Origin of the sequence: Pseudodesulfovibrio nedwellii, assembly GCF_027923765.1 — a bacterium.
In the GTDB taxonomy this organism is placed as follows: domain Bacteria; phylum Desulfobacterota; class Desulfovibrionia; order Desulfovibrionales; family Desulfovibrionaceae; genus Pseudodesulfovibrio; species Pseudodesulfovibrio nedwellii.
In genome coordinates, this window is sequence record NZ_AP026709.1 from 2,751,035 (window position 1) to 2,773,973 (window position 22,939).

The following is a 22,939-nucleotide window of genomic DNA, read 5'->3' on the forward strand; positions in this document are numbered from 1 at the left end:
CATGTGATCGCAGGCCTTTATGTGTGCATATTTGGATAGGATTTAGGACTCGTGAGAGCCGTTTGATTCCATCGCAATGTCGCCTATTTCATGCAGAGCCTTGCCTCGCGCTTGTGCCAGCTTTTTCCATTTGCGTTTTTCCTTTTTCAGCGCTTCGATTGTATGCAGCAGGTTTTGGACCGTGTGGGCTGGATAGCCGTGGGTGGCCCGGTTTCCTCTACGTACTTCTTCATCGTTGCGCTGTCGGATCGCAATAAGCTGGTTGGCGTCAAGAATCATTGGCTCTCCTCATGGCCGAGGGCTAGGCGGTTTTGCAGAAGGTTTTCTGCGAATATTCGAGGCGTTCCTTGTATTCTTCCTGCTTGCCCTTGTTCCAGCGACCAACAGGGCGGTAGTAACCGACCACACGGGTGTAAACTTCGGTTTCCTTGTTGCAAGTGGGGCATTCGAAATGCTCACCGTAAATGTACCCGTGATCTTCGCAGACCGAGAAGGTGGGTGTAACCGAGATGTATGGAATCTTGGTTTTGGTCATGGCCTTGATCAGGAAGTTTTTGACACTCTCTTCGTCGGGAGCGGCTTCACCAAGGAAGGTATGGAAGACCGTGCCACCATTGTACAGGGTTTGCAATTTATCCTGATGCTCAAGGGCGAAGAATACGTCTGAGCTGGAACCCACTGGCAGCAACGTGGAGTTGGTGTAGTAGGGGGTATCGCCACCAGAGGTGTAGATATCGGAGTACAGTTCCTTGTCGATCTTGGCCAGACGGTAGCAGGTGCCTTCGCCGGGTGTCGCTTCAAGGTTGTACAGGTTGCCGGTTTCTTCCTGGAACTTGACGACCAGGTCGCGCAATTGATTGAGGGTGCGCTGCATCAGACGGGAGCCGGACTCGGTGTCCACACCTTTGCCGAGCAGATTTACGCATGCCTCATGACCGCCGATAAGACCGATGGTCGAGAAGTGACCCTTGAAACCGTTTTTCAGGTAGCGGCGAGAGAATGGGAACATTCCGGCGTTCAGGTTCTTTTCCACGACCTTGCGCTTGAATTCCAGAGATTCGCTGGCGAGATGTGCATATTCGTTGACGAGGTCAAAGAAGTCTTCTTCGTTGTGTGCCAGATAAGCGAGTTTTGCCAAGTTTAAGGTGACAACGCCGATGGAGCCGGTCAGATCACCAGCACCGAACAGGCCGCCGGTTTTTTTGCGGATTTCACGCAGATCCATCTGCAGACGACAGCACATGGAACGAACATCTTCCGGGTTGAGGTCGGAGTTGATGAAGTTCTGGAAGTAGGGCGCGCCGTATTTGGCGGTCATCTGAAGGAGCAGTTTGCCTTCCTTGGATTCCCAGGGGAAGTCCTTGGTCACGTTGTACGTGGGGATGGGGAAGGAGAAGATGCGGCCATCGGCATCGCCTTCGAGCATGACTTCGAGGAAGGCCCTGTTGATCATGGCCATTTCCTCGGCGTATTCGCCGTAGGTGGAATCCTGCAACTGGCCACCGATGATGATTGCCTCGTTGGCAATGTGGGACGGCGGGACGAAGTCGAAGGTAAAGTTGGTGAACGGGCTTTGACCGCCCCAGCGGGACGTGGCGTTCAGGTTGTGCAGCAATTTCTGGATCTGCTGCTTCACGGTCTCGTAGTCCAGTCCGTCGTAGCGGATGAACGGGGCGAGGTAGGTGTCCACGTTGTTGAACGCCTGTGCTCCGGCCCATTCGTTCTGGAGAGTGCCGAGGAAGTTGACGATTTGTCCGCAGGCTGCATCAAAGTGCTTGGCCGGTGTGGATGAACAACGGTCGCGCAGGTTGAAGCCTTCCAGCAACAGGTCGCGCAGGCTCCATCCTGAGCAGTAACCGGCCAGACCAAAGGAAAGGTCATGGATGTGGAAGTAGCCGTGAGTGTGGGCCATGCGGACTTCTTCAGGGTATTTTTCCAGCATGTACCGCGCTTGAACCGCGCCAGCCATGTGCAGAATGAGTCCCTGATAGGAGTGGACCATGTTGGAGTTTTCACTCACACGCCAGTCCACGTTGTCGAGGTAGCTTTCCGTGACACCGGAGATGTCCAGATAGGCCTCGTTCTGTGTGCGCAGTTCCCTGCGTTTTTCTCTGTATATGATGTAGCGTTCAGCGACCTTGTACAGGCGGGCTTCCATGAGCACCTGCTGTACAGTATCCTGCACCTGTTCCTGTTCTGGAACATCAACGCCGTCGAGCTTTTTTTCTACTTTTCCAGCCAGTCGGCTGGCGAGCAGCGGGTCTTTGATGCCGCTTCCTTTAAGTGCTTTGAAAATGGCGTCACCGATGCGTTTGGTTGACCATGTTTCGATACAACCATCACGTTTTTGAATCTGAATTGGCATAAATTTCCTGTGGCAAACAGTGGGATGCGGATGAGATCGACACCGAGGATTGTCGGCGTCGCATTGTTTGCCCCGTTGCCGTTGTGATTGACGCGGCAGGACCGCTGAAAATCAGGCAACTATGTTGTCTGGTATGAACTTTCTTGTCTGTAAACGGGCTCCGCGGACCGTCACCGACAGAAACGCTTCAGGTAGGTCTTCTGGCTCTCCCCGTTCGTTCCGCCTTCCCGCTAAAGCAGTGGCTTGATGGAACAAAATACAAGAGGATTACAGCGGCGGGACCGCTCCGGCTTTACACCGGATTCCCTGTTATGGCCTACCGGCCACCTGAAGGACATCGTGATTTGGAGAACCTATCTGAAGGTCGGATTGAGTGCAAGACTGAAGCGCGAACAATCCGTCATCTGTATTTGGTTAGACACTTTTTATCATGTCAAATAAGAGGAGAGTGAATCCATTTTTTCCCATAAAGAAAAGCTGATTAACTCAAGAAAACCAACCATCCGGTTTGGGTGGTTGGCCTTTATTTGTCACTATTCGGTTTATTAAGATCAACACCATTATCTTTTGTTATTCCCGTAGTGTTTTTTTTAAGCTTTCGACTTCAGTATTATTTAACAAGTTGACGATTGTGATCAGGTAAAGCGACAAAACATAACTTAAGCAAACCAGAGGGGCGGCTACGAGGGCCATTGCTGAATACATTGCTGCTAGCTTATTAAGAGAATGAATAAATAGTTCTGAAAAACCTATAATGAATATTGTACAGACATAATATTTAAACTTGTATTTACGTCCATGTGTGCTCGTGGCGGTCTTATATAAATAAGGTGCAATTAAGCAGTATGTTAATGAATACACGACCACCATTAAAATTCTAAGTAGAACGCCAGTGTCTACAATTCCCGATAGTATATATGATGCGAGAATTGACAATGCCATTATCAACAAGTGAATGGATGAGTAGAGAATAATAGTAAAGAATGATATTCCAGAAAATCTGAAGAGGCTGTCATTTTTGATATTTCTCAATACGCAAATTAGATAAGGAGACGTTGCAACTGCTGCGACAACAATTGATACTGTTAAGTCTCTAAATATGAACATAGCAACAACGCATACTAGCGATGTAAATACAATGCTTTTTTTGTTGTCATATAAAATTTTCAACATATTCAATACTCCTATCCCAACTTTTTTTTATACTCATCCAATATATAACACGGGCTGAATACATTTTCGGCCCGTGTTATATTTAATATTTCTTATTTTTCCCTTTTTGTATTTTTTCTAGATTTGAGTCGACGGTATCAATATACCATTTCCCCGCCTCTGGTATCTTTTTAACGCCCTTTTCCAAGGCATCCAGTACTCCTGGCCCGCCTGTCATAACGTCTTCGGCAACCCATTTGCCGATTGAATTAACTGCCGGTATGTACTGTGACCATGCCAGTAACGGGTTCAGTCCGGTTGTATCTAGGTTGTTCACCGGATCATCCAGACAATACCCATACCAGTCGGGATCGCCGCCCTTGTCGCCTATGGGGTCGGGCGCAGTCCATCGGCCGGTGTTTACATCGTAGTCCCGCCAGCCGAATCGGACAAAACCGAGGTCTCGGTCGTGCAGTCCTCCGGCAAAGCCTATGGGAATTCGAAGATTTGGATTGGTGTCTTCGATGATGCCGCCAAATGGGTCGTACAAGAGATTCTTTATCACATTGCCTTCCGGGTCGGCAACAACGCGTAAATTGCCTATCTGATCGAAGAAGAGGTAGGTAATCATTCCATCGTCTCTACGCATGGCATATGGGGTGCGTTTTTTGTCTTCATAGGCCAATTCATATTCGTGTTTTCCATCGTGAAAACCGGCAAGACGCATGAAGTCGAGCCATGCGTATGCTTCCACTAATTGGCCATTGAGGAGTTTGCCGGTTCGCTGTCCATTTTTATCATGACGATACGTGAAGGTCTGATTTTGGTTTTCGATTTCAGTTTTAAGCAATCGATAGTCAGGCGAATAGGTATACAGTGTGTATGTGCCCTTATTTGACCAGATGGATCGGAATCCCTTTTCGTCGTGGGAGTATTGGTTTCCCCCGGCAAGCATGAGCCGGTTGTCGGAAGTATACTGGTAGTCTCGGTAATTCGGGCCAACTGTGGCGGGGAAATAATCCCGAATGCGGCGACCTTGTTTATCGTAATGGCACTGGCTGATAAGCCTGCCGTCCAAGTAAGCTTTGAGAAGATGGCCTTCGGTGTCATACGAGTACGTCCAGACGCCGGTGTTGCCGGCCACATGTTCGTCTTTTTCGACAATGCGACCTTCTTTGTCATATTTGAGTCGATAGTTGTAGGGGGGCTGCACTTTTACCTCTCTGATTTTGTTCCCGGGAATTATTCTCGGGAATCAAAATCAGTATACCCTCGGTTTTTTGTAAAACCGTATTTTGTGAACGAATGTAGTGTAAATACGGGCTATAGGATAAAATAAGCACTTGACAGGGGTGGGAACCGTGCCTCGCTCAGAGGGATTTTTAAGTACTATTGGGGGAGGGTAAATAGTTTCACAAATGGTATCCGTCGAAAATTATCACATCCCTCAACAGACTTATCAGTTGACTCCCCTTAATATATTGGTCATAGAGCACGCCGCTTGAGAGTTCGCATATTTATGGGCGCCAGTTCGACGTTCCTGTTTTCAGTCCTTCGTCTTGTTCTTCATAATGTATCGCTTCCATTTCAGCTGACAGCCTTACCCGGCTCGCCAACTATGTTTGCATCTGGGAATTTCCCGGTGCTTTTCCATTGCTGTTGCCTTTGTTCGTAACATCAATATCATTCGAGTATTCCAGAGGATTTTTTGTGGAAACAAGCCACTCTTTTGTCGCAAAATCGGAAGGCAGTGCCCAAGCCGATATTTTTTCCGGGCTGACCGTAGCTCTGGCCCTTGTCCCCGAAGCCGTTGCTTTTTCGTTTGTCGCTGGCGTGTCACCCATGGTCGGTCTGTATGGCGCATTCATGATGTGTTTGATTACCGCCGTGCTCGGTGGGCGTCCGGGCATGATTTCCGGTGCTACAGGCGCTATGGCCGTTGTCATGGTCAATCTTGTGCTTGAAGGTAACGCCCTTGGCGGAGCCGGTTCACATGCCGGCCTTCAGTATCTTTTCTTCACGTTGCTGATGGTCGGGATCTTTCAGATTCTCGCGGGTGTCTTTCGTCTCGGCAAATTTATTCGCATGGTGCCGCGATCCGTCATGATGGGTTTTGTTAACGGACTGGCGATCGTTATCTTTTTGTCTCAGTTGAAGATGTTCCAAACCGGTGGCGAGTGGTTGCAGGGTGAGCCTCTGTGGATCATGGCCGGCCTCGTGGCTTTGACCATGGCAATTTTGTATGCCGTTCCTAAAGTTTACAAGAAGGCCCCTGGTGCGCTCATCGCCATTATTTCCGTTTCGCTGTTGGTTATCTTCAACCATATCGACACCCAGACCGTGCTTTCTTTTATCCAAGCTAATGGCGGTTCCGGCATCAAGGCAGGACTGCCGACATTTGCCATTCCGACCGTGCCCTTCACATGGGAAACCCTTGTGTTCGTCGTTCCCTATGCGCTCATTTTGGCGGCTATCGGGCTGATCGAGTCACTGATGACTCTGTCGCTTATCGATGAGTTGACTGAGACTCGCGGGTCCGGCAACCGGGAGTGCATGGCGCAGGGAGTCGCCAACTTCGTCAATGGAATGTTCGGAGGGATGGGAGGTTGTGCCATGATCGGGCAGAGCATCATCAATATCACCTCGGGCGGGCGAGGGCGTCTGTCCGGTATTGTTGCGGCAGGTGCATTGCTGTTCTTCATTCTGTTCACGTCACAATATATAGAACAGATTCCCATTGCCGCTTTGGTCGGCGTGATGTTCATCGTGGTCATCAAGACCTTTGCATGGAGCACGTTCAACATCATGAACAAGATTCCCAAATGGGACGTACTGGTTATCGTGTTGGTGACTGTACTGACTGTGAAGTACGATTTGGCCATCGCGGTTATTTGTGGTGTCATTATTTCGGCCCTGATTTTTGCTTGGAAGAACGCTCTGCGAATTCGCGCTCGGAAAATGGTGGATGAACACGGAATCAAGCATTATCAGATTTACGGTCCGCTGTTTTTCGCCTCTACCGCGCTTTTTCTGAGCAAGTTTGACGTGATCAACGACCCGGATGAAGTCATCATCGACTTTCAGGAATCCCGGATCATGGATCAATCAGCCATCGAAGCCATTAATAAGATTGCCGCGTTGTATCATCGTGCAGGCAAGTCCGTTCATCTTTGGCATCTCAGTGCCGATTGTATTCGTCTCATCAAGCGGGCTGAAAAAATCTGCGTTGTGAATGTGCTGGAAGATCCGGACTATTTTGTCGGCATAGATGATTACCGGCAATATCAGGAAAATCTTGAATTTGAATCGTTGTAAGATGAAGGCCTGAGGCCTGCAAAAAGATCAGATTTTGACGAATGAAAAATATACGTCGGGTCTGATCTTTTTTTGTGCTTTGCTTTCAATCCTTTTCAGGCGTTTGTATGAAAGATAAATCAAGAATCCTGTTGTCTTGGCTATACGTCAGGCGTAGGTATGTTTTTAATTGCAGGGTGTTCTTCGCGTTATGCCCTGTGAAGGGAATCTGGAGTTCTCGTCCAGACGTTGCGTTATGCGGTGTAACTCCGAATGGCCGGATGCTGATGTCGGCAGTGAGGCGTTACAAAATGTCAACGCGCCAATTTCTTTATTAAGGAGTCGCACATGCGAAAACTGATGCTCTCTACAATTCTTGCTCTCTCCTTCATGCTGTCTTTTTCTCTTCCTGCTCTTGCAGGCAGCCCAGTTAAAACATTGCCTGGAGATATCACACTTGCTCAAGCTCAGACCATTTTGACGGCTGCGCTCAAGAAGGCCGAGGCGATCAAGGTTCCGATGAATATCGCCATTGTTGACGCCGGTGGTAATCTCAAAGCCTTCTATCGTCAGGAAGACGCCTTTATCGGCAGCATTGACATCTCTATTAAGAAAGCAGTCACGGCTCGTTACTTCAATATGCCCACTCGCGCTCTGGGAGCCGCTTCTCAGGTTGGAAAATCCCTTTACGGTATTGAAGTCAGCAATGACGGCCTGATTCTCTTTGCCGGAGGCGTTCCGCTGGTGGATGCAAATAACGTTATCATTGGTGCAATCGGCGTGAGCGGTGGCAGTGTTGATGAAGATGAAAGCGTGGCCATAGCTGGGGCTGCAGTCATCAAGTAGTGTATTATTGGTCGTCAGTGCGCTGAGGACCGTGTTCGAAATATGTACGGTTCCAAACCGGAAAGGGTGATCCTTTCTAGGGTGGAACCGTCTCTTTATTTGGTTGAGATTGGTATGATATGGTGCATGTTGGGTGATCAACTGTTGTATCTCGTTTTTTGACAGGGCATACGGAAGAGTAACGAATTGCCGTTGTCGGTGGTATTTTATGTCTATATGGAATGTGTCGTTACAGGCGAAACGCTTGATGCAACAGGCTTCCGGCAGTTTACAACTATCATGATCTCCGGTAGGAAAATGACGGCTTACCAACAATAAAGACACACTATGAATGAATTCCATTTTCGTACCCGCGACGACCTTTTTTTCACCTTGTGTGTGATTTTGGGGTGCCTTTGTGTGTGGCCGATTTCTTCGGCCCGGGCCGACACCCCTTCCCCGCTTGTGATCAACGAGGTTTTCGTTGATGGATCGTCAAATTATCCCGACTGGATAGAGCTGTATAATAGAGGTGATGTACCTCTTTCGCTTAAGGGATATATCCTGACGAAAAATGTTGAGGAACAACAGTGGCCTATTCGGGCGGATTTTGTTTGTCCTCCGCGTGGCTACAAAGTCTTTTATTGCGACAAAAAAGACCGCTACGATCATACCTCTTTCCGGCTGACCAGTGTCACCGGAGAAGTAGGGCTTTTTTCTCCCGAAGGCGAACTGATTGATTCCGTTTCTTACAATGATCTTCCGCGATTTACCTCGCTGGGTAGATGGCCCGATGGTGGCGATACTTTTTATATTCACGCCAGCCCAACTAAAGGGAGCGCTAATCAGGAAAGTTTGGTTCTCCTCGCCGTGGACACAGATATTCCCATCCTCTTTTCCCCTCCCGGAGGCCAGTACGAGGACGTGGTCGAACTGAATGTCTCAGTTCCGGAAGGCATGCAGGTCCGATATACCACGGACGGCACCATCCCAGAGGCTACATCGCTTCTTTTGACCGGTTCCATTTCCCTTTCGGAAACGACCGTTATTCGGGTTGCTGCAGTCTCGTCGGAAGGGAAGGTTCTTGCCCGAAAGATCAGCTCCTACATTGTGAATGAACCGGGAAATCTTCCTGTGGTTTCTGTTGTCACGGCTCCGAAAAATCTGTGGAACTCGGAAATCGGTATATATACGGAGGGCGATTCGCCTCAAAAAGGTGAAAGCTTTGCACCAAACTGGAGTAATAACTGGCGTAGGCCGGTACATATAGAGTTCTTTTCAGCTGTCGAGAATTGGTCGGTGGACGGTAAAACCCGCATTTTTGGTGGGGCTTCTCGTGGTCGGCCACAAAAATCCTTTGCCGTGTATACAACAAGCAAAAAGGAACCGTACGGTCTTCAGCGTCAGCTTTTCCCTCACGTTGAAAGGGAAAACTACGCCGGTTTCATTCTTCGTAACGGCGGCGACGCTTGGCTGCGGACACAGATTCGGGACGCGTTCATTCAGTCTTTGGTGGAAAACCGGGTTGCCTGTGATACCATGCCTTACCGGCCTGTTGTCGTATATCTCAATGGCTCCTATTGGGGTGTCTACGGGCTGCGGGAATTCATGATGCGTAAGAATCTGCTTGCTCGCCATGATTTACCCATTCAGCGTATTTCCCTGATGGACGGCGGAGGACAGGTTGCCTCGGCAAAAGGACCTTTTGCCAACATGGGGCCTATTCCGGTCGAAGGAGATTATAAGCCTGCCTTGTCGCAGTTGGATGTTGATGCTTTTCTGGATTATCTGGCAGTGGAGTTGTATTCCGGCAATCCTGATTGGCCTGACGGAAACATCAAGTGCTGGCGACCTGAGTCAAAAGAGATCAAATGGCAATGGATACTTTTCGACCTTGATCGGGGGTTTAACGGCAAGCGCGGAAAAGGCCCGGAAGTTGATCCGTTTACAAAGCTCTATCAACGGCAGGGCGGGCGCGGTCTCATGTTTGCGCAGTTGGCAGAAAACACGCAGTTTGTTAAAGATTTTTGTGGGCGCCTGATTGTACATATGCTGACCACCTTCGATCCTGACAGATCAATGGCTATTCTTGATCGTATTGCCGGTGACATTCGTCCTGAAATGCAGCGACATATCGATCGATGGCGGTGGGACTGGAAGCCGGACAGACTGTTCATGACTGTGGGCGATTGGGAACAGAACCTTGAAGGCCTTCGCGAGTATTGTCGACAAAGACCACAGGCCATGCTGTTGATTCTTGATAAACGATTTGCTGTTGGTAAACCGGTATATACGAAGATACGCATTGATAAGCAGGGTGAAGGAATGATCGTTGCGGAGGGTGTCCCGCTTAATGACGGCATCCTGCAGGGGCTTGTCCCTGAAAATATGGAGATTACCATCTCTGCAATTCCGGCCCCCGGATATATTTTTGCGGGTTGGAAAATGACCCCGGGCATTAAGCAGCCACAAATACACATACAGGCAGGCAAGGCATTTACGGACTGTGCCCTGTTCAAGCCGTCTATAGTCCAAGAGCAACATAATGAGTAATACTTTTTCGTTTATGGGCAGTAAAACCCGTTTCCTCGGTTGTCTGGTCGGAGCGGTGTCGGCGGCTTCATCTTTTGCCATCAACAATGCGGCCAGCCGAGGCGATTTGTCCCGTTTGCTGAATGAACTGCCTGTTGCCGTGGGAATTGGGCTTGTTCTCGGAGTCGTCTACTTCGTGGCTATGCAACGGGTGTTGCCGAAGTTGGCTCAGGATCAGGTTGATGAAATCTGGTCCGGGTTGACATGGTTCAACATCAGCGGCTTGTCTCTTTGGGCAGGGATATTGCCGATTCCCACTCAGTATATTGAATTTTGCGTAGGGTTTGTTTTTAGCGGTGGTTGTGCGCGGTTGGTGGCTTCCGTTTACACTGTTTTTGGTGCCTCCCTTTCCAATCGTAAGCGTTTCGCCAATACTTTTGTGATGCTTGCCTTGACGATTATGCTTGTCATTTCCGTGGTCAAGGCGTCCCTCGCTCTTTCCCTTGGTCTTGTTGGTGCTCTTTCCATTATTCGCTTCAGAACGGCCATTAAAGAACCGGAAGAGCTTGCTTTTCTCTTTTTCACCGTCGCCATTGGACTGGGATTCGGTGCCGGAAAATTCGGTATTACTCTGGCTGCCTTCTGGGCTATCTGCATCGGTTTCATTTTGTTCCGTAAAATTCGAGCAAACAAACATATGGAAAATGCGTATCTCGTGACTCTGTATGGTCCCGGAAAAGACCTACTTTCTTCGGTCTCGAGTTTTCTGGACAAGAATGAGGTGGCCTATGAGTTTACCCGTCTTGAGACAAGCGACACTTCAAGTCATGTCAGCTTTCTTGTGGAGATCAATACCATTCAGATTCTCGAAGTGCTGGGGCAGCAATTTCGGGAGCAATATCCCGATGCCAACATGACGATTGTTCAGGCAAGGAATCTTATCTAATGAACACGGCCAGCACGGACGGAACCCGTTCCTGTCGCTATGAAAGGAAGTTCATTGTTCCGTTGCATATGGTGCAGAATCTGGCCTCGATTTTGCGGTACAGCAGTTTTGGTTTCAAAGAGATATTTGCTGAACGGATCGTCAATAATATCTATTTTGATACGCCGATGTTTCGTTTCTACAACGAGAACGTTCAAGGTGTTGCAGAGCGAAAGAAACTGCGTATTCGTTGGTATGGAGATACAACTTTGGCCAAGGAATGCCGCTTTGAGATAAAGCGCAAGGTGGGCGCTGCCGGTTTCAAGGATGTTTTTCCCATCTCGTTGCAACCCGGCGACCTTGCGACATTTTCCTTTTCAAATACGCTCGCACTTCCAGAGGATGTCAAATTGCAGTTGGCAGAAACGCGACCCGCCTTGTTCAATCGCTATAGGCGGCGGTATTTCCTCTCTGCCGATGAAAGATTTCGGGCGACAATGGATTATGACCTTCGGTATTCACACCCTAGCGTTATCGAACGCTCCGGTAATTTCGGCAGCCTTGATGGGGAAGCGGTTCTGGAGCTTAAATATAATCATGAGTTTGATATGGATGCTTCTCCCGTTGTGGATGAATTTCCGTTCTTCTTTTCGAAAAAATCTAAGTACGTCAGTGGAATAGACGAAGTCTATTCGCATTAATGCGCTACCTGCAAAAGAAGAGGGCGAGTGATTTCTCACTCAGCCCTTTGTCTCGTCGTGGTCCGTTTAAGAAATGTGTCGCTACGCGAATACAAGATAGATGTGATCGTATGCCATTTCCAAAGCAACGATGATCAAGATCGCTCCCATGATGTAATTCAGCCATTTAATGTAAACGGGATTTTCGAAATATTTGGAAACCCTCGAACCTGCAAAGGCGTAGACGAACGGTGCACCGAAACCGAGAGCGCCGAGTCCCATGGACCACACCGCGATTTCACTTCCCCCGATTCCTGCTGCCGGAAATTGAACGGCTGTTACCGGAAGAACGACGACAAAGGTTTTCGGATTCAGGAGTTGCATCAAAAGTCCGTCTCGAAATGTGAGGTTGCTTGCGCTGCTGCTGTTGTGCGATATGTCGATATTTGACGAGATAATTTTGCAGGCAAGGTAGAGGATAAAACCGACGCCCGCGGTGGCGATGAACGGCATGGCGTTTTCGTTGATTACGGCACTGCCCGTGTAGCCGATCAAGAGAAACCATATGCTCAGAGCTGCCGCCACCCCGAGAGAGAAAGGAATGTGTGCGTTGAATCGCTGTTGCATTCCGTTCTTCAGACTGAGGATGTTCACGGGGCCGGGAGTATACATTACCCCCACGCAGAAAAGTATAATCCCGAGCATGTGGTTGTCCTTATTTCGTCAATTGAAGCAGGTATTGCTTGGGGGTGATCCCATAGGAACGTTTGAAATGGCGATTCAAGTGGCTCACATCAAAAAAACCGAAATCCTGCGCAATGTGGGAAAGTGATTCGTTTGTTCCGAGAGCGTCTTTCACCCTGTTAATCTTGTGGTTGAGTATGTACTGGTGCGGCGTCAATCCGAATTGGCTTCGGAACAAACGGATGAAATGATATTTCGAAATATTTGCCACCATACTAAGATCATTGATTGAAATATCTTCCGTGATGTTGTCATGGATGTACTCTGTGGCCTTCAACAGCAGCGTGTCCTTATTGCTTATCCAGGAATCTGGCCTGAAAATGCCCATTCTTTGGGCAATTCGTTGCGCTATTTTGTACAGAGAGTGTTCGTATTCAAGAGAAGAGTGCCCTGTCTCATCAACGAGCTGAGACGTTTTCAGAATCAAGGATTGCAGAATATTGTCGGTAAAATGGTTTTCCGAAAGTCGGAATTCCGTTTTATTCAACGCTGTGGCACTCCCTAAAAGCGGGTAAAAGTCTTTTGGGTCGAGGTAGAGCATCGTATATTTCAACGTGTTGTCGTTTCCGGGATTACCATTATGCACATCGCCGGGGTTAAACAGAATAATGTTGCCCGGAGAGCTTCTAAACTCGCTGCCGTTGCAAGAAAATTCCTGAATTCCTCCAGTCGTGACCCCGAGGGCCAATTCTTCGTGGGCGTGTTTAGAATAGGAAAAATCCGACATGACAGCATTGAGGACCGTCATGTTGATATCACTCTTGGCGTTTGCAAAATGAAAATGATTTGATTGTATTTTTGCCATTTCTCAACCTCTATTCTTCCAATATCAATAAATGGCTTACAAGGGAAAATCTTGGACAAAATTGCTCAATTGGCTTTTCCCTCACGCGATGGATTGAATCCTCCGTACAATGCCAACGAGCGAAAGTCTTGTGGTCATCAAAGCTTGTGACAACGGCTTTTGTTTTGAGGCCCCATTCCCACCCGGTCGTGATTGAGCCTTGTAGGGGGTGTCTTGTTTGTTGAATGAGGGGAGATTTCTTTAATTCTTTAAAGTACTGGTTCTGCACCATGCAATAATTGACTGTCCTTGTTTTCTTGCTTAAATGCTCTCATCGAAATCACGATATTTAAGTAATTTAACAAAGGTATTGTAATGAAACAGCTGAAAGTATGGGGAATTGCTGCAGTGCTGCTCGTGAGCATGGTGAGCGCGTCCATGGCTGCCGAGCCGGTGAAGGTCAAAGTGTTTGTGGGAGCTCAGTTCGAAATTGGAAAGATGGCTGGGGATAAGGCCGGAGAGTTCCAGCATTGGTACGAAGGGTATCTCAAAGACGCCAAGGAATACAAGGTTGTCGGTGCCGAGCACCCCGTATGGGTTAACAAAGACGGTGTGGCCGGAAGCGTTCTGGGAATGGGCAAAGTTCGTAGTTCTTCAAGCATGACTGCCATTCTCGTTGATCCCCGATTCGATTTTTCCGACACATATTTCATCATTACGGGTTGTGCCGGTACACCCCCGCGCGCTGGTACGGTGGCTGCCGTATTCTGGGCAGATTATCTGGTCGATTACGATTTGGGACATCGCTGGGGAGCCGGTGAGGTTGCCGAAGGCCAGCCGTTGTTTTCTGTTCGCAAAGGGTATGAGTCGGTGCGGACGATCAAACTCAATCAGAAACTTGTTCAACGTGCTTTTGAGCTGACCAAGGATACACCTCTTCAGGATTCCGACACTTCCAAGAATTATCGCAAGAATTATCCCGACAAAATGGCACAGCGTTCGCCTTTTGTTGGTGTGGGAACACACGTCGCAAGCGATACGTTTTTTCATGGTCCCACCTTGTCCAAGGAAGCCCAGTATGTCTGTGATGTCAACGGAGCAGGTACCTACGTAATAACGGAAATGGAAGGAGTCGCTGTGGGCTACGTTATCACGAAGTTCGGGCATGGCGATCGAGTGTTGAGTCTTCGTACGGCAGTGAATTTCGATCAGGGTAATCCCAACGAGACCACGTTGGAACACCTCGATCCTGCACCAGGCAACTACCCCGGCGGTTTCTCTACCGGTATCAAGAACGCCTATGTCGTTGGTTCCCGTTTTGTGAATGAAGTCATTGCACATTGGAGCGAGTGGAAGGATGGCGTACCCGCCAAATAGCCATTTTGTTCCTAAGAACAAATAATAAGGGGCCAACACCATGTGTTGGCCCCTTTTTTATGACTGTTGAATTTCTGTCGGTTCAGCTCTGACGATCCAGCCTGTTTTTTTATCTTCCATATGACTTCGATTCTATCGAAATTTTCAGGGCCTATAAACAGCTCCGTTTTTATCCTTTCGAAATCTTTAGAATCTATAAGCAGCACCACTCCCAAGTGGTGCATAACCTTGTGTAAGTTGGTTTCTTTTGCCGCTCTCTTAGATTCCTCATATCTATCAACGCCTTTTGTACATGAAGTATAAAAGCAAGGCTAAGGAGGTGCATTATGGCACACAATGGAAAACCGATAACAGCGCGGAGCACAGCCGATCTTCCTTTTGGAGGGCTTGGGGTGTCTCTTGAGGCGTGTGAAGAGTATGCCGAAACGCTGGATGTTCAAGTATTTGCTTGGGCTCCAGCTTCTATTTTCGATGGCATGGCTTTTCATGAGCCTCCTGTGGCGCTCTCTGGCTATAGACTCCTCACAGTACTTGGCTGTGAGATTCGTGGAAGATAATAACAGATCAAGGATTACGGAATGAAATTGAATCGTCGTGACTTTGTAAAGCTGTCTTCATCAGCAGCCCTTGGCGTAGCCTTTGCTGGCCTCGGTACTGGATGTAAAAGAACAGCGGTCGATAAATTTGCTCAGATGAAGCCTGAATGGAGCAAACAAACTACTTCTGTTTGTGCTTATTGTTCTGTTGGTTGTGGATTGTTGGTTACTACTTCTTTAGAGACAAAAAGAGCCATCAATGTGGAAGGAAATCCCGACCACCCCATTAATGAAGGTTCTCTCTGTGCAAAGGGCGCAAGCTCTATTCAGATGACCGAAAACGATTTGCGTACAGGCAAATGTCTTCACCGCGCACCGTATTCTGGTGAGTGGGAAGAAAAAAGCTGGGACTGGTGTAAAAAACGCATCGCCAAGCTTGCTAAAGAATCCCGCGATAAATCTTTCCTAGAAAAGAACGATAAAGGCCAAGTCGTTAACCGTAACATGGGTGTAGCTTCGCTTGGTTCTGCTGCATTGGACAACGAAGAATGTTACGCTATGCACGCATTTATGCGTTCTCAAGGCATTGTATACCTCGAACATCAGGCACGTATCTGACACAGTGCAACTGTTGCGGCTCTGGGAGAGTCGTTCGGACGCGGTGCGATGACCAATCACTGGAATGATTTACAGAATAGTGATTGTATTTTGATTATGGGTAGCAATGCTGCCGAAAACCATCCCATTTCCTTCAAATGGGCTTTGAAAGCGCAAGCCAAGGGCGGAAAGATCATTCATGTTGATCCACGTTTTACACGTACCTCCGCTCGTTCCGACAAGCATATTGCGCTTCGTTCCGGTTCTGATATCGCCGTTCTTGGCGGTATGATTAAGTATATTATTGATAATAAACGTTATTTCCTCGAATATATGCGTGATTACACCAACGCTTCTTTCATCGTTGGTACAGAGTACAAATATGAGGATGGCATCTTCTCTGGGTTTGATCCTGAAACTGCCTCTTATGATAAATCAAAATGGGCATTTGAAAAGGACGCAAATGGCGTCGCTAAAATGGACAAATCCTTGGAACATCCACGTTGTGTTTTTCAAATCATGAAAAAACATTACGAACGTTATACTTTAGATAACGTTTCAAGAATGTCGGGTATTTCCCCTGAAGATTTGACTGAACTTTACGAATTGTACTCTGCTACTGGTACTGCGAAAAAAGCTGGTACTATCATGTACGCAATGGGCTGGACTCAGCATTCCGTAGGGGTGCAGAACATCCGCGCCATGGCTATGATCCAGCTCATGCTTGGCAATATTGGTATCGCTGGTGGTGGTGTTAACGCACTGCGCGGCGAATGCAACGTTCAGGGGTCTACCGACTACGCTCTTCTTTATCATATTCTCCCTGGATACATCGCAACTCCACTTGCTGGGCTGGACACTCTCGATCAGTACAACAAGAAGTTTGCGCCTGTAACCAAGGACCCAAAGAGTGCAAACTGGTGGCAAAACTATCCTAAGTACTCTGCAAGTTTGCTCAAAGCTATGTATTCTGATGATGATCCAAAAGATGCCTATAGCTACTTGCCAAAGTTGGAAAACCATAAAGCAAGTGAATACTCTTGGATTCCACTTATCGACCGTATGTACAATGGCGGATTCACTGGTGCATGGATTTGGGGCATGAACCCCGCATGCTCCGGCCCTGACTCTGTAAAAACACGTAAGGCTCTTGCTGAGCTTGACTGGATGGTAAACGTCAACGTCTTTGACTGTGAAACATCGAGTTTTTGGAAGGGTCCTGGAATGGATCCAGCCAAAGTTAAAACTGAAACATTCTTTATCCCTTGCGCAACAGCACTCGAAAAAGAAGGCTCAGTTTCAAACTCTGGTCGTTGGATGCAGTGGCGCTATGCTGGTCCAGAACCCAAAGATGGCGTACTTACAGATGGTCACTACTTCCACGAATTGTGGGAAGAAATGGCTCACCTCTACGAGAAAGAAGGTGGAGCACATCCCGAACCTATTACCCGCATGAGCTTCGACAACATGTGTGTAGAAAATGCCCATGGTCACATGGAATTTAGCGCACAACAAACCGCAAGACTCATTAACGGTTGGTTCACCAAAGATACTGTCGTCAAAGGTAAGCAGTTCAAGAAAGGTCAGCAAGTTCCTAGCTTTGCATACCTCCAGGATGATGGTTCCACCACGTCTGGTAACTGGCTCTATTCTAACTCTGTGAGCGACACAGAAAATAAATCTGAACGCCACAATTCCAGTCAGTCTCCTTTGCAGAAAAAGATTGGTTTGTTCCCGAACTGGACATGGTGCTGGCCTGTCAACCGTCGTATCCTCTATAATAGAGCATCCGTCGATCCACAGGGTAAACCCTGGAACCCGGAACGAGTTGTTATCGAGTGGAACGGTAAGAAATGGGAAGGCGACGTCCCTGACGGTGGCTGGGCTCCAGGAACCAAGCATCCGTTTATCATGCGCAAAAACGGCTTCGGTCAGCTCTTTGGACCAGGTCGCGCGGATGGTCCCCTGCCCGAATACTACGAGCCATTGGAATGTCCTGTTAAAGAACATCCTTTCTCTAGCACTCTCCACAACCCAACTGCGGTTCAAGTACACAGCGAAGAGAAAGCTGTCTGTGATCCACGCTACCCATTCGTTGGTACTACTTACCGCGTGACCGAACATTGGCAAACAGGGTCTATGACTCGCTGGTGTGACTGGTTGGTAGAGGCTGAACCACAAATGTTTGTTGAAATCAGCCCTCAACTCGCTGAACTTCGCGGCATTGAAAATGGTGAAAAAGTTACCATCGAAAGTGTTCGTGGTTCTTTATGGGCAATCGCAATGGTTACCGAACGGGTTCAGCCATTCAAAATTGATGGTACCGACGTTCATATGGTCGGTATGCCATGGCACTACGGTTGGGTGAAACCTGTCGACGGTGGCGATTCTGCAAATATTGTAACACCAAACGTTGGCGACCCGAATACTGGTATTCCTGAATACAAAGCGTTCATGGTCAACTTACGCAAGTGGAAAGAAGGGGATAAATAATGAGTGGTAAAAGCTTTTTTGTTGATCTGACCCTTTGTACCGCGTGTCGTGGATGCCAGGTTGCATGTAAGCAGTGGAAAAATCTTCCTGCCGAAAAAACGCGCAATGTTGGCTCCCATCAGAATCCACAAGACTTGTCTTCCAAGACTATCCGTCTTGTTCGTTTCCACGAAGAGCGTGATGCTAATGGTAAACTGCAATGGAACTTCTTTCCAGAACAGTGCCGTCATTGTCTCGAACCTCCTTGTAAGTCCATCGGGAATATGTACTGCGAAAACGGTATTGAACAAGATCCCAAAACTGGGGCTGTTGTTATGAATAGCCGCACTTCTGGCATTGGTGACAAAGTTACCAGTGAAGAATTGTGTCCATACAACGTACCTCGCATGGACGAAGAAAGCGGGCAATGGTTCAAGTGCGATATGTGCTTGGATCGTGTTGAAGCTGGCCTTCTTCCTGCCTGTGTTCAAAGTTGCCCAACTGGTACTATGAACTTTGGGGACCGTGAAGATATGCTCGCTCTCGCGAAAAAGCGCTTGGCAGAAGTGAAGAAAACCAACCCGGATGCTTACCTTGCAGACCCTGAGTCTGTTCGTGTCATTTACTTATGCACCGCTCCGCCAGAAAGCTACAATGGTAACTTGCTCGCATCTATAGATGGAAGTAAATTGATGAAAACTGCACAGGCCAAAAGTGGCGTCAACCGCCGTGATTTGCTTGCCGGTCGCTTTGGCTCAAAGGCGAAAGCGTAAACATACATACGTAAAGGAAATATTATGAAAAAAGTATTCATCATGTCCCTGCTGTGTGTTTGTTTTACCGCAGTATTGGCCTTTGCTCAGGCAGAACTGGTGTCAGCTATTGATGCTCCTGACGATGACCTTGAAATTAATGTCATCGAAGGAAACAGCAAACGTAACCTCGGGGTTACCTTCAACCATTCCAGTCATGAAGACATTGATTGCTTCACCTGTCACCACAAAAACGAAGTGGCAGACGAACCTGAATCGTGCGCGAACTGCCATACCGATGTGGCTCCGGATGCTCAGGGGCATAAGTCTTACTTCCGTGCAATGCATGTGAAAGGCACTGAACAAGCGTCTTGTCTCTCTTGTCACCAAGAAGAGTTCGCTGGCGACAAAGACTTGACTGGTTGCGCCAACTCCTCTTGTCATCCCAATGGGTTGTACTAAAATAATAACAGTATAAACGTCTAGCGGCAGCTCCATGCTGAGATCACGGATGCATACAAAATGTGTGTCATCTACTGAATGCAGACCGGTGCCGACGGCTATTACTGAAATATAAATACCTGGGGCGGAGTACCTCTCCGCTCCGGGTTTCTTTTATTTAGCTTTACAGTTTGCTCAAAATGTTCGTTGGCAAGATGCAAGCAGCAACCAAGGTTGCTGCATATCACTCGTGCGCAAGAATTTGGTTGGTTCAGAGCAGGGAAGCCAGCGAGGATTTTGAAGAGATTGATGAAACACCTCCGTAAGTTGTCGCGCCGGACCTTGCGACACATGGCTAACGGAGTTTCTCAGGCCCCACGTAGTGTGCTATCTACGTGGGGCCTATTTGTTAACGAAACAGTTTGTATGGAAAGCCTTCCTCGCCGGAGGGGAGTGCCTTGTCGCTCCGTGGAGTTCAAAGACTTGCTAACGCCTGAATAATCGGTTTCCTTTATGGCCCATACACCTACTATCCGATGTGGCTTGAGTCGAAGAACCGTTGGTGTGGGTGTTTTTCTACAGCGCGAAATTATTGTTTTTTAACAAAAAAAAGGGGTCTTCATAGACATGAAGATCTTAAAATTCTGGTGCGCTAGAGAGGATTCGCCCTCCCCGGGCATCGGCTTAGAAGATGACTGGTGGATGTTAGTGATTTAAGTGTGTTACGTGCTTAGCCCTTTCAATGCGTTCACTACGCGTACGAGGGACAGGGTGTTTTATGGTCAGCCTTGTGGTCGATTGAACATTTATTTAGTTTGGGGGAAAGAAGTCTGCCCCTGTTGTCGGTGTGAGAGGTTTAGGATGTTTTCTGAAGTTGTGGCTTAGACCTCTTGAACGCCATGCACGAGGTTGCATGTGTAACATCTGAAATGATTTGGTTTTTTAATGGATTGAACTCCTAGGATTTTTCATGAAAATTATTATCTTAATTCCACCATCTGAGGGTAAGGCTGATGGAGGAAATGATAAATCTTTGAAGTCTGTATCAGGTGTTGTTGCTGACTTAATTGAAGCGATTAAAGAAGCTGATCCTAATAAGTTATATGGGCTTAAGGAAAAGGCTCTCGAGAAAGCAATTACTGTAAATAAGGAAGTCTTAAGCTCAAAAACAATGCCAGCAATTGAACGGTATACAGGGGTTGTTTACGACGCAATTGATTATCAAACTTTGAAAAATAAATCTGACTTTGATAAAAAAGTGTTCATTGTATCAGGGTTATTTGGTCTTGTTCGTCCTACTGATTTGATTCCCAATTATCGTTTGAAGATTGATAAATTAAAGGCCGCCAAGGTATGGTTGAATTCCAATTCAGAGCAATTAAAAGATAAATTTGTTATTGATTTATTACCGCAAGCACACAAGAAAGCCGTGAAATATGAAAATGGAATCGAGGTTGGATTTGTCCTAAAAAAAGCAGGGAAAAAGATGCCGGCAGGTCACCAAGGAAAGCATATTAAAGGTCGATTTATCAGGTGGTTTGTTGAGAACAATATCACTGACTTAAAGTATTTTAAAGATTTTAAGGAAGAAGGCTATAAGTGGACTGGTGAAGTTTTTTTAAAGGAAGTTTAATTGTTTTCAAAACTGACAGATCCATTCTCAGTTTATGGTCGGTACGAAAAAAGGGCTAACGATTTCTCGTTAACCCTTTGATTTCTCATGGTGCGCCAGGGAGGATTCGAACCCCCGGCCGTCGGCTTAGAAGGCCGATGCTCTATCCAACTGAGCTACTGGCGCACGGGGATACTTGATAATAGAGGGAGTGGCAGAAGGTCAAGGATATTGTGAAGGTCTGTTATTCACCGATAATCTTGACCAGAACACGCTTTCTGCGTCGTCCATCGAACTCGCCGTAGAAGATGCGCTCCCATGTGCCGAAGTCTAATTGGCCGTCAGTGATGGCGACCACGACCTCTCGGCCCATGACCTGCCGTTTCATGTGTGCGTCGGCGTTGTCTTCGTATCCATTGTGTCGATATTGCCCCACGGGTTCATGCGGTGCGAGCTTTTCCAGCCATACTTCATAATCGTGATGCAGGCCGGACTCATCGTCATTGATGAACACCGAGGCCGTGATGTGCATGGCGTTGACCAGACACAGTCCTTCATGAATATTGGATTCTCGCAGGCACTCTTCCACCTCTTCCGTGATGTTGATGAACGCCCGACGGGTCGGGACTTCGAAGAACAGTTCTTTGCGGTACGATTTCATTGTTGTTCCTTGATTCTTTTTTCCCACTCCCGAACACCCCCATCCACCATATGAAATAGCGGATGAGCATCAGGTCTTTCGATTGCCTGAGATTCTTTGAACCGTTTAGGATCTCGTTTTTTCAGTTTTTTTAACAAATGATGCCATTCGTAGTCGAGTTGGCCTGATGTCTCTTCAATGGAAGGGGCAGTTGCTGTCTCATCAATCTTGTTCGCGTTGAAATTGTAGTTGCGTTCGCGTGATTCTGTCAGCACAGCGGAAAGGTATGCATCAATGGCGATTAACGGATTGGGATGTTCGTGGAAACGGGTGAGTTGCGGGTGGTTTTTATACCCTTTGGTTTGACCATGAAGTACTGCGCGCGCAAGCAGACCTTCACGCCAGAGCGCTACTAAACCTTTGGCGTCAAGGTGTTTGGGGTGCACGGTCCAGAGCCGCACAGGCGTTACCTCGTTTCGGCCAGATAGCCCAGCTCACGCGAAAAGTCGTCGGTATCGACAGGCTTGTCATGGAGCAGGTGGCCCAGCCGCATCATAGGGCCGGTAGGAAAATCCTTGGTCCAACGATCATAGTAACCGGTGAAGCCATACATCCAGAGCATTTCTGAGGTCTGTGTGAAGACCTGATCTGCAAAGGAGCGCCATGTAGTGGTGGTTTTTATTTCCCAGACGGGGAACTCTTCTCCGTCCACTTCACGTTTGCCCTTGAAGTCCACGGTGATGTCGAGTCTTCCGTTGGGCCTTGGGATGACTGACCAGTAATAGAGCCAGCCTTCGCCGCCCCATTCGAATTCCGTGTGGCGATAATCTTTTTCCATGTTGGTCGGCGCGTTTAGGTTGTGGATATCACATAAACATCTGAACAGGTCCTTGAGTGGTTCAGAGAACGTGGATTGAACGCTCAGATCGTAGTGGGAGTCACTGGCAATCAAGCGACATTCCAACCGACCGGAGCTGATTTCCGGGAAAAAAATCTGAAAACGTTCGCCAGACATCCGTACCTCCAAAGAAAATACAATTTCTCAAATCCTACACAACTCCTTTTGGATTAGCAAAAGGAATGGCGTTGAAAGCGACTCTCATTGTTTTTGGGAAAGGGCGAATTTCAAATCCTGTCAAGATGATTTTTTATACCAATCGAATGATTTTATTCTACATTCAGTCACATTCAGTCGTTTTTCGAAAAACCCG

The 22,939-nt window shown here is 47.7% G+C and carries 19 protein-coding genes, 1 tRNA gene and 1 riboswitch; of the genes, 11 read left to right on the top strand and 9 right to left on the bottom strand.

The annotated features are described in order from the left end of the window. Positions 1 to 42: 42 nt before the first annotated feature. The 3 genes from SYK_RS12875 to SYK_RS12885 all read right to left on the bottom strand — a co-directional run bounded on the left by SYK_RS12875 (position 43) and on the right by SYK_RS12885 (position 4,730). Positions 43 to 279 carry a hypothetical protein gene (locus SYK_RS12875; RefSeq protein WP_281760678.1) on the bottom strand — a complete coding sequence of 79 codons (237 nt, stop codon included), beginning with the start codon at positions 277 to 279 and terminating at the stop codon, positions 43 to 45. A gap of 22 nt (positions 280 to 301) precedes the next feature. Then, entirely contained in the window at positions 302 to 2,365 is a 2,064-nt protein-coding gene (locus SYK_RS12880; RefSeq protein ID WP_281760679.1) for a ribonucleoside triphosphate reductase, read from the bottom strand. 173 nt (positions 2,366 to 2,538) lie between these two features. Next, a riboswitch (cobalamin riboswitch) is annotated at positions 2,539 to 2,711 on the bottom strand. Between the two features lie 909 nt (positions 2,712 to 3,620). Continuing rightward, positions 3,621 to 4,730, bottom strand: coding sequence for an RHS repeat domain-containing protein (locus SYK_RS12885; protein WP_281760680.1), 1,110 nt, complete (start codon positions 4,728 to 4,730; stop codon positions 3,621 to 3,623). A gap of 497 nt (positions 4,731 to 5,227) precedes the next feature. Here SYK_RS12885 and SYK_RS12890 point away from each other — a divergent pair, with 497 nt between their 5' ends. The 5 genes from SYK_RS12890 to SYK_RS12910 all read left to right on the top strand — a co-directional run bounded on the left by SYK_RS12890 (position 5,228) and on the right by SYK_RS12910 (position 11,794). Next, the gene (locus SYK_RS12890) at positions 5,228 to 6,832 is read left to right on the top strand and encodes a SulP family inorganic anion transporter (RefSeq protein ID WP_281760681.1); all 1,605 of its coding nucleotides are present in this window, start codon (positions 5,228 to 5,230) and stop codon (positions 6,830 to 6,832) included. Between the two features lie 327 nt (positions 6,833 to 7,159). Then, positions 7,160 to 7,657: a GlcG/HbpS family heme-binding protein gene (locus SYK_RS12895; protein ID WP_281760682.1), complete on the top strand. Its 498-nt coding sequence runs from the start codon at positions 7,160 to 7,162 to the stop codon at positions 7,655 to 7,657. Positions 7,658 to 8,056: 399 nt separating this feature from the next. Further along, on the top strand, positions 8,057 to 10,189 hold the full coding sequence (locus tag SYK_RS12900) for a CotH kinase family protein (RefSeq protein WP_281760683.1): 2,133 nt from the start codon (positions 8,057 to 8,059) through the stop codon (positions 10,187 to 10,189). Beyond that, the gene (locus SYK_RS12905) at positions 10,182 to 11,114 is read left to right on the top strand and encodes a DUF4956 domain-containing protein (RefSeq protein ID WP_281760684.1); all 933 of its coding nucleotides are present in this window, start codon (positions 10,182 to 10,184) and stop codon (positions 11,112 to 11,114) included. The genes SYK_RS12900 and SYK_RS12905 overlap by 8 nt, the downstream gene beginning before the upstream one ends. Continuing rightward, positions 11,114 to 11,794, top strand: a complete 681-nt coding sequence (locus tag SYK_RS12910; protein WP_281760685.1) for a polyphosphate polymerase domain-containing protein — start codon at positions 11,114 to 11,116, stop codon at positions 11,792 to 11,794. The genes SYK_RS12905 and SYK_RS12910 overlap by 1 nt, the downstream gene beginning before the upstream one ends. 81 nt (positions 11,795 to 11,875) lie before the next feature. Here SYK_RS12910 and SYK_RS12915 read toward each other — a convergent pair whose 3' ends face one another. Continuing rightward, positions 11,876 to 12,478 carry a LysE family translocator gene (locus SYK_RS12915; protein WP_281760686.1) on the bottom strand — a complete coding sequence of 201 codons (603 nt, stop codon included), beginning with the start codon at positions 12,476 to 12,478 and terminating at the stop codon, positions 11,876 to 11,878. Between the two features lie 10 nt (positions 12,479 to 12,488). Then, positions 12,489 to 13,322 carry an AraC family transcriptional regulator gene (locus SYK_RS12920; protein WP_281760687.1) on the bottom strand — a complete coding sequence of 278 codons (834 nt, stop codon included), beginning with the start codon at positions 13,320 to 13,322 and terminating at the stop codon, positions 12,489 to 12,491. Between the two features lie 354 nt (positions 13,323 to 13,676). Between SYK_RS12920 and SYK_RS12925 the strand changes: the two genes are divergently transcribed. From SYK_RS12925 to SYK_RS12950, 6 genes are all read left to right on the top strand, one after another. Further along, the gene (locus SYK_RS12925) at positions 13,677 to 14,678 is read left to right on the top strand and encodes a purine-nucleoside phosphorylase (RefSeq protein WP_281760688.1); all 1,002 of its coding nucleotides are present in this window, start codon (positions 13,677 to 13,679) and stop codon (positions 14,676 to 14,678) included. 326 nt (positions 14,679 to 15,004) lie between these two features. Further along, complete coding sequence (locus tag SYK_RS12930; RefSeq protein ID WP_281760689.1) at positions 15,005 to 15,235, top strand: hypothetical protein; 231 nt, start codon at positions 15,005 to 15,007, stop codon at positions 15,233 to 15,235. Positions 15,236 to 15,256: 21 nt separating this feature from the next. Next, positions 15,257 to 18,304, top strand: a complete 3,048-nt coding sequence (fdnG, locus tag SYK_RS12935; protein ID WP_281760690.1) for a formate dehydrogenase-N subunit alpha — start codon at positions 15,257 to 15,259, stop codon at positions 18,302 to 18,304. Then, positions 18,304 to 19,056, top strand: coding sequence for a 4Fe-4S dicluster domain-containing protein (locus SYK_RS12940; RefSeq protein ID WP_281760691.1), 753 nt, complete (start codon positions 18,304 to 18,306; stop codon positions 19,054 to 19,056). The genes fdnG and SYK_RS12940 overlap by 1 nt, the downstream gene beginning before the upstream one ends. A gap of 24 nt (positions 19,057 to 19,080) precedes the next feature. After that, on the top strand, positions 19,081 to 19,497 hold the full coding sequence (locus SYK_RS12945) for a cytochrome c3 family protein (protein ID WP_281760692.1): 417 nt from the start codon (positions 19,081 to 19,083) through the stop codon (positions 19,495 to 19,497). Positions 19,498 to 20,446: 949 nt separating this feature from the next. Next, positions 20,447 to 21,109 (top strand): YaaA family protein, encoded by a 663-nt coding sequence (locus SYK_RS12950; protein ID WP_281760693.1) that lies wholly within the window; start codon positions 20,447 to 20,449, stop codon positions 21,107 to 21,109. Positions 21,110 to 21,197: 88 nt separating this feature from the next. Here the strand turns inward: SYK_RS12950 and SYK_RS12955 are convergent. The 4 genes from SYK_RS12955 to SYK_RS12970 all read right to left on the bottom strand — a co-directional run bounded on the left by SYK_RS12955 (position 21,198) and on the right by SYK_RS12970 (position 22,743). Beyond that, positions 21,198 to 21,274: transfer RNA gene (locus tag SYK_RS12955), tRNA-Arg, on the bottom strand. A 58-nt stretch (positions 21,275 to 21,332) separates the two neighbouring features. Continuing rightward, positions 21,333 to 21,749 (bottom strand): secondary thiamine-phosphate synthase enzyme YjbQ, encoded by a 417-nt coding sequence (locus tag SYK_RS12960; RefSeq protein WP_281760694.1) that lies wholly within the window; start codon positions 21,747 to 21,749, stop codon positions 21,333 to 21,335. Continuing rightward, a complete protein-coding gene (locus SYK_RS12965; RefSeq protein ID WP_353618232.1) occupies positions 21,746 to 22,189 on the bottom strand; it encodes a pyrimidine dimer DNA glycosylase/endonuclease V in 444 nt (147 codons plus the stop codon). The genes SYK_RS12960 and SYK_RS12965 overlap by 4 nt, the downstream gene beginning before the upstream one ends. Before the next feature lie 5 nt (positions 22,190 to 22,194). Continuing rightward, entirely contained in the window at positions 22,195 to 22,743 is a 549-nt protein-coding gene (locus SYK_RS12970) for a hypothetical protein (RefSeq protein WP_281760696.1), read from the bottom strand. Positions 22,744 to 22,939 lie beyond the last annotated feature (196 nt).